Annotated in this window: 12 protein-coding genes; 3 read left to right on the forward strand and 9 right to left on the reverse strand. The window is 72.9% G+C overall.

Translation table 11 applies throughout. The features are described from left to right. Nucleotides 1-102 precede the first annotated feature (102 nt). Entirely contained in the window at nucleotides 103-1,308 is a 1,206-nt protein-coding gene (locus tag IT347_12270; protein ID MCC6350353.1) for an aminotransferase class I/II-fold pyridoxal phosphate-dependent enzyme, read from the forward strand. 5 nt (nucleotides 1,309-1,313) lie between these two features. Then, nucleotides 1,314-1,694, forward strand: a complete 381-nt coding sequence (locus IT347_12275) for a hypothetical protein (protein ID MCC6350354.1) — start codon at nucleotides 1,314-1,316, stop codon at nucleotides 1,692-1,694. A gap of 61 nt (nucleotides 1,695-1,755) precedes the next feature. Here IT347_12275 and IT347_12280 read toward each other — a convergent pair whose 3' ends face one another. From IT347_12280 to IT347_12305, 6 genes are all read right to left on the reverse strand, one after another. Further along, nucleotides 1,756-3,558, reverse strand: a complete 1,803-nt coding sequence (locus IT347_12280) for an AAA family ATPase (protein MCC6350355.1) — start codon at nucleotides 3,556-3,558, stop codon at nucleotides 1,756-1,758. 235 nt (nucleotides 3,559-3,793) lie between these two features. After that, on the reverse strand, nucleotides 3,794-4,489 hold the full coding sequence (locus IT347_12285) for a lamin tail domain-containing protein (protein MCC6350356.1): 696 nt from the start codon (nucleotides 4,487-4,489) through the stop codon (nucleotides 3,794-3,796). Nucleotides 4,490-4,769: 280 nt separating this feature from the next. Continuing rightward, nucleotides 4,770-5,543: a sulfite exporter TauE/SafE family protein gene (locus IT347_12290; GenBank protein MCC6350357.1), complete on the reverse strand. Its 774-nt coding sequence runs from the start codon at nucleotides 5,541-5,543 to the stop codon at nucleotides 4,770-4,772. Nucleotide 5,544: 1 nt separating this feature from the next. Next, nucleotides 5,545-6,480, reverse strand: coding sequence for a D-alanyl-D-alanine carboxypeptidase (locus IT347_12295; GenBank protein MCC6350358.1), 936 nt, complete (start codon nucleotides 6,478-6,480; stop codon nucleotides 5,545-5,547). A 128-nt stretch (nucleotides 6,481-6,608) separates the two neighbouring features. After that, nucleotides 6,609-7,250, reverse strand: coding sequence for a hypothetical protein (locus tag IT347_12300; GenBank protein ID MCC6350359.1), 642 nt, complete (start codon nucleotides 7,248-7,250; stop codon nucleotides 6,609-6,611). A gap of 113 nt (nucleotides 7,251-7,363) precedes the next feature. After that, a complete protein-coding gene (locus IT347_12305; protein MCC6350360.1) occupies nucleotides 7,364-8,092 on the reverse strand; it encodes a PIG-L family deacetylase in 729 nt (242 codons plus the stop codon). Between the two features lie 207 nt (nucleotides 8,093-8,299). Between IT347_12305 and IT347_12310 the strand changes: the two genes are divergently transcribed. Further along, nucleotides 8,300-8,776 carry a gamma-glutamylcyclotransferase gene (locus IT347_12310; protein MCC6350361.1) on the forward strand — a complete coding sequence of 159 codons (477 nt, stop codon included), beginning with the start codon at nucleotides 8,300-8,302 and terminating at the stop codon, nucleotides 8,774-8,776. Between the two features lie 3 nt (nucleotides 8,777-8,779). On the opposite strand, the gene IT347_12315 is transcribed toward IT347_12310, so the two are convergent. The 3 genes from IT347_12315 to glgP all read right to left on the reverse strand — a co-directional run bounded on the left by IT347_12315 (nucleotide 8,780) and on the right by glgP (nucleotide 12,755). Beyond that, nucleotides 8,780-9,526: a hypothetical protein gene (locus IT347_12315; protein ID MCC6350362.1), complete on the reverse strand. Its 747-nt coding sequence runs from the start codon at nucleotides 9,524-9,526 to the stop codon at nucleotides 8,780-8,782. 206 nt (nucleotides 9,527-9,732) lie between these two features. Then, nucleotides 9,733-10,932 (reverse strand): chorismate mutase, encoded by a 1,200-nt coding sequence (gene aroH / locus IT347_12320; protein ID MCC6350363.1) that lies wholly within the window; start codon nucleotides 10,930-10,932, stop codon nucleotides 9,733-9,735. A gap of 164 nt (nucleotides 10,933-11,096) precedes the next feature. Next, the gene (gene glgP, locus IT347_12325) at nucleotides 11,097-12,755 is read right to left on the reverse strand and encodes an alpha-glucan family phosphorylase (GenBank protein MCC6350364.1); all 1,659 of its coding nucleotides are present in this window, start codon (nucleotides 12,753-12,755) and stop codon (nucleotides 11,097-11,099) included. Between the last annotated feature and the right edge of the window lie 130 nt (nucleotides 12,756-12,885).

Consider the following 12,885-nt stretch of genomic DNA (forward strand, 5'->3'; position numbering starts at 1 on the left):
CGGCACGCGCGGCGCACATCCGGGGTTGGAACCGGCGCGCTCCGGCGGCTACATTCCGCGCGCCGAATGGATCCGCCCCGTCGTCCTTCCCGGAGCCCGCCGATGCCCCAGTTGATCGCCGACCGCCCCGTCCTGCACGCGACCTCCGATCTCGCCCGGGTGATGGCCGCCGCGAAGGCGCGGGAGAAGGCCGGCGAGCGCATCCTGCACCTCGAACGCGGCGAACCCGACTTCGACACCCCCCCGCACATCGTCGAAGCGCTCGCGAAGGCGGCCCGCGATGGCGCGACGCACTACCCGGACCAGCGCGGCGATGTCGGCCTGCGCGAGGCGCTGGTCGCGAAGCTCGAACGCGAGAACCGCATGACCGCCCACCCCGACGACATCGTCGTCACGGCCGGCGGAACGCACGGTTTGTTCCTCGCCATGCAGGCGCTGCTGTCGGCCGGCGACGAGCTGCTCGTGCTCTCGCCGCACTGGATGGCGCTGCCCAAGCTCGTCGGCTTCGCCACCGGCGCCTCGATGCGATCGCTGCCCGTGTACCTCGAGCTCGGCCCGGGAGGCTGGTCGCCCGCGGAGTTCGCCGACCGGCTGCGCGCGGCGCTCGCGCCGAACACGAAGGGCATCTACCTCAACACGCCGAACAACCCGACGGGCGTGGTGCTCGGACGCGCGCACCTCGAAGCGCTCGCGGCGGTCGCCGGCGAGCGCGACCTGTGGATCATCAGCGACGAAGCGTACGAGCACCTGCTCTACGACGGCGCGAAACACGTGAGCTTCGCGTCGCTGCCCGGCATGGCCGAGCGGACGCTCAGCGTTTACACGTTCTCCAAGTCGTACGCCATGACGGGCTGGCGGGTGGGGTACGTGGTGGCGCCGCCCGCGATGCGCGCGGTCTTCGGCCCGCTGCTCGCCTTCTACACGACGCACGGCGTGTTCCCCGCGACCCAGCTCGCGGCGCTCGCGGCGGTGGCCGGACCGCAGGACTGCGTCGAGGCGATGCGTTCCGCCTACGACGAACGCCGCCGGCTGCTGCTGGGAGGGCTGCGCGACTGCGCGGCGATCCACACGCCGGTGCCGCTCGGCGCGTTCTACGCGTTCGCGAACATTCGCGAGGCGCGCGGCGACGGAGACGTCTGGGCGCTCGTCGAGCAGTGGCTCGCGATCGGGGTCGCGGCGCTGCCGGGCACCGCGTTCGGCGAGGCGTTCGGCGACTGGGTGCGGCTGGCGATGTGCACGCGGCGCGAGGACGTCGAGGAGGCCGCCCGGCGCCTCGCCGCGCACCACGCGGCGCCGGCGCGGACCTGACCGCCGTGCCCTGGTGCCCGGAGTGCGGAACCGAATACGGGCCCGAGACGGTCGCCTGCCCGGACTGCCGCGTCACGCTGGCGGACGAGCCCCCGCGGGATCCCGGCGACGTCCTGGTGGTTCACCGGGTGCCCGACGCCGCATCGGGCGCGCTGCTGCGCGGAGTTCTCGAGAACAACGGCGTGACCGCGGTGCTGCGCAGCACGAGCCTGCCGGGTTACGGCGACGTGCGGCGCGACTGGTCCACCTCCGCCTGGGGCGAGATCCTGGTCGCCGGGCGCGACTTCGACGAGGCGCGCGAGATCCTCGACGACTATCTCGAGGCGATTGATCGGGGCGGAGCGGTTCGCGACGAGGACGTCGAGGGCACGGGCGAGGAACCGTAACCACGCCGGTCGGCGGCCCCGCGACGGGCACGCGCTCCACGCCGATCGGCCGGACGCTTCGCTACTCGTCCTCGTCGTCCACCAGGATGCGGCGGCGGCCGGTCTCGGTCAGGTCCGCCGGGCGTTCCTCCCCGGCCGGCTCCTCTCCCGGGATCACGAACTGCGAACCGACGCGCTGCGGCACGATGACGCGGGACAGGGCGAGGTCGAACACCTGGTCCATGGAATCCACCGGAACCAGCTCGAGCCGTGACCGCACGTCGGCCGGAATGTCGGCAAGATCCTTCACGTTGGCGGCCGGAAAGATCAGCATGCGGATGCCCGCGCGGTAGGCCGCCAGCGCCTTCTCGCGCATGCCGCCCACCACGAGCACTTTGCCGCGCAGGCTCACCTCGCCGGTGAGCGCCACGTCGTGCCGGATCGGCCGGTCGCTCAGGACCGAGGCGATGACGAGCCCGACGGTCATGCCCGCCGAGGGGCCGTCCTTCGGCACGCCGCCGGCGGGGAAATGAATGTGGATGTCGCTGCCGCTGAACGCCTCGGCCTCGATCTCGAGGTCGTCCGCCCGCGAGCGCACGTACGAGTGCGCGGCCTGCACCGACTCGCGCATCACTTCGCCGAGCTGCCCGGTGAGCGTCACCCGGCCGGCGCCCGGCATGCGCAACGCCTCGACGACGAGGATCTCGCCGCCGGCCGCCGTCCACGCCAGCCCCATCGCCACGCCGACCTCGTCGTCCTTGCCGGCCATCTCGGGCTGGAACAACCGGCTGCCGAGATAGCCCTCGAGCTTCGGCGGCGTCACGAGATGGCGCCGGCCCTGTCCCATGACGCGCGCGCGCGCGACCTTCCGGCAGACCGTCGCCAGCTGGCGCACGAGCCCGCGCACGCCGGCCTCCAGCGTCCAGTGGCGGATCATCGCGCGCAGCGCATCCTCCTGGATCACCAGATCGCGCGGCGCGAGGCCGTGCTCGACGAGCTGGCGGGGAATCAGGAAGCGGCGCGCGATCTCGATCTTTTCGTCCTCGCTGTAGCCGGGAACCTCGATGACCTCGATGCGCTCCTGCAGCGCGTCGGGCACCTGCTCGAGGTGGTTCGCGCACAGCAGCAGGATCGCGTGCGACAGGTCGATGGGAAGCCCGAGGTAGTGGTCGGTGAAGTGGGCGCTCGATTCGGGGTCGAGCAGTTCGAGCAGCACTTCGGCGACTCCGAGCCCGCCTTCGCCGACGAGGCGATCCATGCCGTCGATCATCAGCACCGGATTGCGCGCGCCCGCCTCGCGCAACGCACGGACGATCTTGCCCGGCTGCGCGCCGGGCGCCGAGCGGGCGTCGCCGATCAGCTCGGCCGCGTCGCTGGTGCCCGAGACGCTGATGCGCGCGAACGGCCGCGCGAGCGCGCGCGCGACGGTCGCGCCGATGGACGACTTGCCGGTGCCGGGCGGGCCGACAAGGCACAGCGCCGGCCCGGGCAGGTCGGGCTTGAGCCGCCGCACCGCGAGGTACTCGACGATCCGCTCCTTGGCCTTGTGCATGCCGAGCTGGTCGTGGTCGAGCACGGACTCGACGTGCGGCAGGTCGGCCTCCTCGGAAACCAGCGACTCCCACGGCATGGACCACAGCCATTGCAGGTAGGTGCGGATCTGTCCCGCTTCGGGCGCGCCGGCGGGCAGGCGGCGCAGGCGGTCCAGCTCGCGCTGCGACTGGCGCGCGACCTCGGCCGGCAGCGCCGAAGCGGGCGCCTGACCCGCTCCCGCACGCGGCGCCTCGCGCTCGCGCGAAAGCGGAGCATCGAGCGCGCTCGTGGCGCGCAGGGCGCGTGGCGGGCGTTTCGCCTGCAGGGTCCGGTTGCGGGCGGGACGCGGCATGGAGGACTCCGTGTCGTGGGGAGAGCGAAGTCGTTTCGGCTCCGGCGGACGGCGCCGCCGCTCGGGGGGTTCCCCCTGCAAATCGGCTGCTGCTGCGTCGTTCTGAAGCGTCCTCTCGGCCCGCCGCGCAAGCGCCCCGGGCGCAGGCCCTTGGCGGCGCCAGCGTGGAAAGCCGAAACCCCGCCCGGGTCGGGCGGGGTTTCGGTGCTGCGAGCGAAGCGTCGTGCTTCGGGTACTAGCGGTAAATGGACTTCAGCGCGCCCCAGGTGCCCTTCATGGACGGGGTCGCGAGGCAGGCCGCGTTCGCGCCCGAAGCCGCGTTGTGCATGATCGGGCCGGCGGCGACGGGGGCGAAGTCGGCGCCATTCTCGTCGGTGTCCGTCAGGCCGCCGTTGGCGCGCACCGCCACCGTCGTGTTGGTCAGCGCGCCGCACGCAGCCGCGCCTTCCCAGCAGTTGGCCGTGCCGTACGAGACCTTGTCCACCGTGACGCCCGCGGGAACCGACGTGCACGCGACGTTCGCCTGCAGCGCCGTGAACAGGCCGATCTTGCCGTTCGTCTGACCGGCGTTGATCGAAGCGGTGACGAGGTCCGGCGTCACCGGAAGCGCCTCGCCGGCGGTGCCGGCCGAGCCGGTCTGGATCAGCAGATAGGAGCAGGGCTGGATGATCGTGCCGGCCGGCAGGACGAAGTAGTTGCCCGACGAGCTGCCCCAGTTGCCGGTCGCCGAGCCGTATTCCAGCGCCCAGCCGCTCATGTCCACGGGAACGGCGCTCGAGTTGAAGAGCTCGACGTAATCGTTGGTGTAGGTGCCGCTGCCGCCGCCGCCGCCATAGACCTGGCTGATGCGCACGGCGCTGGCCGCGAACGAGGCGGTCGCCACGAGGGCGACGGCCGCGACCGTGAGGAGCGTGGTCACAAGCTTCTTCATCGGGGATCTCCTGTGGGCTGCGATGCGAGATGCGATCCCGTTGGGGTGGGCGCACTCGGGGGGTGGCCGACGTCCCGCGCCGGATGTGCGTGGCCGGGGCCGCGCACGCTGTGACTGATACGAAGGTTGTAACGGACTCAAGGATAGGCCACGGGGCGGCCCTGCCTCAAGGCCAAGTCTTGCGAACGCAACGATGTTCATGCCCCGAAAACGAGGTCGAGTCCGGGCAAACTGCACGACGCTTCCCGGCCCGCCGGAAGGGGCGGCCTCCCGACCCCGGCTAACCCCTCGCGCGGGCGACCCGCGCCCAGGTCTGGACCGCGTTCGCGAGCAGGAAGACCGCGAAAGCGCGCGCCAGCACCGCCTGCGGCAGCCGCAGGGCGAGGGCGGAAGCCAGCGGCGCCCCGACGATCGCGCCCAGCGCCAGCCACGGCACCAGGCGGGGCACGACGTTGCCGTGGCGGTGGTGTTCGATGGCGCCGACCGGCGCGGTGGCGAGGATCAGCGCGAGGGAGGTGCCCTGCGCCGTCTGCTGGGGGGCGCCGAAGAGCAGCGCGAGGGCCGGCACCGCGAGCAGCCCGCCACCCACGCCCATGAAGCCGGAAAGCAGCCCGACGGCCGCGCCCACGAGCATGGCGACCAGCGCGCCCGCCACCCCCGCGAGCAGCGGAGCACCCGTGTGCATGGGCGTACGCCAGAACAGCCGCGCGGCGACGATCGCGAGCAGCACCGCGAAGGCCCGCGTGAGCGCCACGCGACTCGTCCGTGCCGCGAGGCGCGCGCCCAGGCGCGCGCACAGCACGCTCGTGACCGCCATGATCGCGCCGATCACCCATGCGACGTGGCCGCCGGCCGCGTAGACGATCAGGCCCGCGACCGCGGTCGCGCCGACTGCGGCGAGCGAGGTGCCGTGCGCCTCGTGCTGGGTCAGCGAGAACAGGCCGGTCAGCATCGGCACGAGCACGATGCCGCCGCCGACGCCGAACAGTCCGCCGGCCAGCCCGGCCGCGAGCCCCGTGAGGATCCCGCGCCAGCGCTCGCCGGACGGCGTCACGTCACGTGCCGGCGTGGGCGCCGGCCGGGGCGGTGGACTTCTGCAGCAGCCGCACCGTGTCGGCGAATCGCGTGGCGTTCGTCGGCGCGCCGAGGACAACCGCGATCAGGTCGCGGCCCTGGGTGCGCACCCAGGTCGCGAAGCAGTAGCCCGCCTCGAGGATGAAGCCCGTCTTGCCGCCGAGGATCTCGTAGCGGCCGTAAAGCATGCGGTTCGTGTTGTGAACGGCGTGCATGCGGCGGCCGGTCGCGAACTGGTACTGCCGCGTCGTGGTGATTTCCTGGATCAGCGGTTCGTGGGCCGCCGCGTGCAGGAGCCGCGCGACGTCGGCCGCGGTCGAGACGTTGCGCTCGTCGAGGCCCGTGAACTCGACGAACCGCGTGTCCTGCAGTCCGAGCTCGGCCGCCTTGCGGTTCATGCGCGCGACGAACTCGCCGGCCGTCAGGCCCGCCTCGCGCGCGAGCACGCGCGTCGCGACGTTGTCCGAGGACATGAGGCTCATGTGCAGCAGGTCGCCGAGCGCCACGCGGTCGCCGCGGCGCAGCTGGGTGTGGCCCGCGCCGTCGAGCTCGACCGCCGTCACCTCGACCTCGCGATCGAGCGCCGGCTTCTGCTCTAGGAAGACGAGCGCGGTCATGAGCTTCGTCAGGCTGGCGATGGGCACCTGCCGGTCGCTGTTCTTGGCGAACAGGACTTCTCCCGTTCCCGGATCCACGAGAATGGCGTTGCGCGCGTAGACACCGCCCGGCGGCGGGCGCCGGGCACGGCGGCGAACCCGCCGCTTGGTCGCACGGGCCGCGGATTTCGCGGTGGCGGTCAGGCTCGTCTGTCCGGAGCGGGTGGTCTGACGGGTGGCGGCGTCGGCCATCGTGGCCGTGCCGGCCAGCAGGGCGAGCAGGAACGACACGCCCAGCATGCGCAGCGCGCGGAACATCATGAGCTCCTCCTGAATCTCCCCTCGCGGGGAGGGCACCGATTCCGTCCATGGTATCGGAGACTTCAACGTCGAAACTTAGGGGCGGACGCGGGACGCGTCAACGCATTTGCCGGCCGGCGCGTGAAATTTCAGTCGCCCGCACCGGCACCGGCGCGTTCCTCGCGCAGGAATCGCACGAATCGCCCGCAGGCCGCGATCGCGAGCGAATCGGCCTCGACGAGGTCGGCTTCCCGCGAGGGCTCGCGGCAGGCCGCGAGCCGCGCGGGAAGGGCGCGCAGCGAGTCCATCGCGGCACGCCAGGGCGCCGCGAGGGACTCGGCGACGGCCGCGTTGGCGACCGGAAGGGCGCGCAGCGTGACGCGCGCGGCGCGCAGCACTTCGGGCAGCGCGCGCATCCGCCGCGTGGCGTGGCGCGTGCGCGCGCAGGCGCCGGCGCCGCGCAGTCTCGCGGACTCGAACACCGCGCCGGGTCCGAGCTCGAGGTAGAGCGCGGGGTCGCGCGCCCACGCGCCGCTCTCGTGCGGCGCGAGCTCGCGCGCCACCTGCGCGCGCAGCGAGTCGAGGCGCGCAGCTTCGCGCGCCGTCAGTCGCCGGCCGTCCAGCGCCGCGAGCCGCGACGCCAGGCGCGTGAGCCAGGCCGGATCGCTGCGCAGCGTCGCCTCGGTCACGGGCACGAGCCTCGACTCGGCGCCGCGCACGCCGAAACGCGTGGCGAGGTCGGGACGGTCGCGCAGGAGGTGCCCGTGGTATTCGGCCTCGGCGTGCCGCAACGCCGCGGCGTCGTCTTCGGCGGTCGCCGCCCACGCACGCGGCGCCGCGCCCGGCCGGCCGAGGAGCGCGACGGCGAGCAGGGCGGCCGCCGCGGGGCCGGGGCGCGGAAGTCTCAGGGCCGTGGGATCACCGTCTGCACGAGCGTGAGCGGATCGTCCACCTTGAGCGGCGACGCGGCGATGTACGCCTGGCCGAACTTCGCCCCGATCTGCCATCCCCAGTAGCGCGCGTTCGCCTCGAACGCCTCGCGCGGGTGCGGCAGGTGCGCGGGGCGGGGACGATCGGGGTTGTAGAACTGGCTCTTGTGGCAGTCCACGGCCGCGAGCCAGTCGCCGTAGTCGTCGGAGATGTCCACGATGAACGTGGGCATGTGCCCCGGGGGGATGAAGTAGAAGTAGATCGCCTTGGCCTGGTGGGGCTCCCCTTCGACCGGCGCCTTCGCGAGGTGCGCGAGGTTGTAGGCGTTCGCGACGATCTGGCCCGACTTGTAATGATCGTTGTGCCCCAGGCCACGCCCGATCGGCAGGTCGTAGTAGGGCGCCAGCACGATCTGCGGGCGATGCCGTCGGAGCACGCCGGCGATCGCACAGCGGCGTTCGAACGTGTCCTCGACCCGGCAGTCGCCGAAATCGAGGGTCTCGCGCACGTCGAGCTGAAGCAGTTTCGCGGCGGCGGCACTCTCGCCGGCGCGGATCTCCGGCGTGCCCCAGCCCATGTCCCCGGTCGTCAGATCAATGATGCCGGTGGTGTGACCGTAGCGCTTCATCTTGCGGAGCAGCCCGCCGCAGCCGATCTCGGCGTCGTCGGGATGCGGACCGAATGCGAGGAAATCGACGGACATCGCGTACTCCAGTCGAGGCGGAGAGGAATGCGGTGCGGAACCGGCACCTTAGCCCCACCGGTTCCAGGTCCGCCAGCCGGAGGCCGCGAGAGCATGGATCGCCGCGGCGGCGCCGCCGTCGCGCGACCGGGCAACTCGGCCATCCCGGGCCGCGGGTGTTTTGGTTATCCTCCGCGGCGGTCACGAGCCCGCGCACCGGGGAGTCGGATGCTCTACTTCGCCTACGGTTCCAACCTGAGTACCGAGCAGATGCAGAGCCGCTGCCCGGGGCACACGGTCGTCGGCATGGGCGTGCTGCGCGACCACCGTCTCGCGTTCCCACTCACGTCGCACGACTGGGGCGGCGGCGTCGCGAGCGTCGTGCCCTCGCACGGCGCGAACGTCTGGGGCATGGTCTTCGATCTCAGCGAAGCGCACCTCGCGTCGCTCGACCGCTACGAGGGCTACCGGGGGCCGGACGACCAGCACAACCTGTACGACCGCCTGCCGGTGTTCGTGGACCTGATCCGGCCCGACGACGGCTCGATTCCGCGCCGCGTGCGCGCGGCCTGCTACCTCGCGCGGCCGGCGAACCCGGCGCCGCCTTCGCGCCGCTATCGGGACACGATCCTCTCCGGCGCCCGGCACCACCGCCTGCCCGACGAGTACGTCGCGGCCCTCGAGCAGATCGCGACCGCCGACTGAGGCTCAGGTCCGCTCGCGCAATTGCCGGTAGAGGTGCGCCCAGCCGTAGTAGGTCACGGTGGCTGCGGGAATCACCCCCACGCACAGGGCGAGCACGCCGATCAGCATCACGGGGACGGTGAGCAGCGTGAATCCGACGATCCTCCAGAAACGGCCGGCCGTGAGCGCGAACGAACGGCGGATGGATTCGATCGCGCCCGGACGCTCGGGTTCCATGAGCACGAAGATCGTCATGGCGGAGCGCAGCGACCACCACAGCATGAGCGGGTAGATCACCAGCATCGCCAGCCACAACAGGCCGAAGCCGGCCGGCTGGAAGTTGGGCGACGCTCCGGGCTGCCGCTCCACGATCGCGGCGAGCCCGGCGGCCCCGAACATCGCGAGCAGGACGGGCAGCAGGATCAGCATGGACACGAGGCTGACGATCACCAGCGCGCCGGTCGCGCTCGCCCAGCGCTGGAAGCCTTCGAACGCGGACTCGAAGGACGCCCGCTCTCCGCGGGAGCCGCGCAGGAAGTAGCCCGCCCCGCCGGCGGCGACGGCCGGCGCGACGAGCAGCAGGAACAGCACGTTCACGAACGGAATCAGCTGTCCGACGACGAAGATCGCCATCAGCACCAGCGTGACGCCGATACAGGTCCACAGGTTCGCCTTGAAGGTGTTCCACCCGTCGGTCATGGCGCGGATCGGGTCCAGCGGGGCGTGGGTCGCGTGGACGGGGGCGGGCGGCGTTTCCTGGGTCGAGTCCATCGAGGAGCTCCTGTTCTCACGTGCGGGTGACGGGAAAACGGTGGCTTCCGGCTCGATGCGGTGCGCGGGTGCAGCGCGGCGACGCGGACGGCGGCAGTCTAGGCGCTACGGGCGGGTCCCGATACGGGAATCGTGCCGGGCGTCCCGCCACCGGCAGGGGCGGCCGCGGCGAACCTCCGTCGGGACCTCCGGCGGGGAAGGAGTCGTCACCGCCCCTGGACGCGTCGTGCGGCACCGAGCGCGGCGAGTTCGCGCTCGATCTCACGACGCAGCTCGCGCCATGCGGCGGCGACGTTCCGGTGGTTCGCCGCGACGTAGGCGCGCGCCATGCGCGGATCGCTCCTTGCCAGGCGCGTCATGTCCGCGAAGCCCGGCCCGGCGAGCCGGCGGCGCGCCGCGGCCGCTCCGGTGCGTGCGAGCGCGCGCGCGAGGACCCACGGCAGGTGGCTGGTGCGCGCCAGCGCCGCGTCGTGCGCCGACGGCGAGACGACGAGCGGCACGCCGCCGAGATCGGCGACCAGCGCGCGGACCCGCCGCGGCACGCCGCGACCGCACGGCAGCAGCGCGAACGGCGCGCCCCGGAAGAGCGAGGCCTTCGCCCCCGCGAGCCCGCGCCCCTCGCTGCCCGCGAGCGGGTGTCCGCCGCACGCGCGCACCCCGCGCGCGGCGGCGGCGCGCAGCGCCCCGCCGAGGTCGGCGCGGGTGCTGCCGGTATCCAGCAGCGCCGCGCCGCGCGGCAGCGCCGCCGCGACGCGCGCGATCACGCCGGGCAGCACGTCCACCGGCACCGCGACCAGGGCGAGGTCGGCGCCCGCGCAGGCGGACGCGAGCGAGCGCGCCGCCTCGTCAATCGCGCCCGCGCGCAGCGCCGCGCGCGTCGCGGCGGAACGGGCGTCGAAGCCGATGCGCCGCCAGCGCGGGCGACCCGCCAGCGCGAGCCCGGCGGAGCCGCCGATCAGCCCGAGCCCGATGAGCGCGATGCGCCACGGCGCCGGACGGGCCCGGCCGCGCCGCCCGGTGCCCGCGCCCGCCGCGCTCCCGGCGAGGTCGGGCCGCAGCGCGGCGGCCCCGTCCAGGTAGACGGGCTCGAGTCGCGGTGCGCGGCCGCGCACGCGCGCCGTCACGAGCACGCGCACGATGCGCGCGGGCGCGCCGGGCACGTCGCTCTCGGTCGCGCCGAGGAGCGGCACGTCGGTCCAGCCGAGCCGCCGCGCGGCGTGCGCCGGGAAGTCGGCCGTCAGGTCCGGGGTCGTCGTGAAGAGCGCGCTCACGATCGCCGACGGCGCGAGCCGGTTGCGCCCGAGCAGTTCCACGAGCAGGCGCGACGTCGCCTCCTGGATGGCCGCGCGCGTGTTCGCGCGCACCGACACGGCGCCGCGCACGGCGGCGATGGTTTCCCTCGGCATGAGTCCTCCCGGAGCGGCGGCGGGCGACGAAAAAAACCCGCCTCCGCGGTGGCGGAGACGGGTTCCTGGTGGGCGCCGCTTACGCGCGCACGTCCGGTCCCGTCCCCGCGCGGGGATAGGAGCGGCGATACGAACGGTCGGAGCGGATCGGCATGGCGGAAAGTCTACCGGAGCCCCGGCGATCCGGCACCCGGAATCGTGCCGGCCGCCCCGCCACCGGCCTGGGCGGCTCCCGCCTCCAGCCCGTAGAGGCGCTCGAAGTACTCGCGCATCATGCGCGTCATGCTGAACTTCGTCGTCGCCATCTCGACGCTGGCGGCCATCATGCGGCGCCAGCGCGGCGGATCGTTCCAGGCGGGCAGCACCTTCTGCTCGAGCGTGTCGTAGAGCGCCTCCAGGTCGCGCGCGTCGTCGCCGGGCTCGCCCTTGCCGATGGCCCAGCCGTTGACGCCGTCCTCGCAGGCCTCCGGCCACCAGCCGTCGAGAATGCTGACGTTGAGCACGCCGTTCATCGCCGCCTTCATGCCCGAGGTGCCGCTCGCCTCGAGCGGCCGCACCGGGTTGTTGAGCCACACGTCGCAGCCGCGCGTCAGCAGCCGGCCGAGCGACATGTCGTAGTTCTCCAGAAACAGCACCTTGCCCGGGTGCCGCTTCGCGCCCGCCACGAGCCGGGCGACGATGTCGCGGCCGGTCGCGTCGTCGGGGTGCGCCTTGCCGGCGAACAGGACGCGCACGCTGTGCTTCTCGAGCAGCCGCTCGAGCCTGGCCTCGTCGCGCAGGATGAGGTCGCTGCGCTTGTAGCTCGCGGCGCGCCGGGCGAAGCCGACGAGCAGCGCCTTCGGGTCGAGCTCGACGTTGTGGCGCCGGTCCACTTCTTCGAGCAGCGCCCGCTTGCCGATGACGTGCGCCTGCCACAGCCGGTCCGGATCGTCGCCGGCCGCGGCGATCTCGGGCGACTGCCAGGTCGGGCGGTGCACCCCGTTCGTGATCGCCCCGATCGGGGCCGCGTTCTCGACGTTCTTCCACATCGCCCGCGCCGTCTCGCCGTGCAGCTGCGCGACCGCGTTCGCGGCGCGCGCCAGGCGCAGGCCCGCGACGGTCATGTTGAACGGGTCGCCGCCGATGGCGCGCATCTCGGCGCCCGAAAGCTGCAGGCAGGCGCCCATGCGGCGCAGGTCCTTGAGGTCGTGCACCTCGTTGCCCGCCACGACCGGGGTGTGGGTGGTGAAGACGATGCGCCGGCGCACCGATTCCCACGCGGTCGGGAACGGGGCGCCGCCTTCCATCTGGTCGGCGATCATCTCGATCCCGGCGAACACCGCGTGGCCTTCGTTGAAGTGGTAGGTGTGCACGTCGTAGCCGAGCCACTGCAGCGCCCGCGTGCCGCCGATGCCGAGCAGCATCTCCTGCGCGATGCGGGTGTCCGTGCCGGCCTCGTAGAGGCGGTGCGTGATCCAGCGGTCCTCGTGCTTCTCGGGATCGATCAGATAGAGCGGGCAGTGGCCGAAGTGGTCCGTGACCCACACGCGGCACAGGACCTCCTTGCCGCGCACGCGAACGCGAACGCGCACGCCCGTGTCCTGCAGGAAGCCCGCGTCGAAGCCGGGGAACTCCTCGTAAGGCCGCCCGTCGGCGCCGATGCGCTGCACGCAGTAGCCGCGGGCCCACAGCAGCCCGACCGCGACCATCGGCATCTTCAGGTCGCGCGCCTCCTTGATGTAGTCCCCGGCCAGGATCCCGAGCCCGCCCGAATAGATCGGGAAGGACTCGTGCAGGCCGTATTCCATGCAGAAGTAGGCGACGTGGGGGGTGCGCGGGGGCATCCAGGCTCCGGGAGGCGCGGCGTGATGGGGTTCGGACTTCGAAGCGCGGCATGATAGGCGCGCGGGGCGCGCGCTGTCACGAGCGGCGCCCGATCGCCGCCGTTATCGGCCGCGCGCGTCCCGCGGATGA

This window comes from Candidatus Eisenbacteria bacterium (assembly GCA_020847735.1).
Classification (GTDB): domain Bacteria; phylum Eisenbacteria; class RBG-16-71-46; order RBG-16-71-46; family RBG-16-71-46; genus CAIXRL01.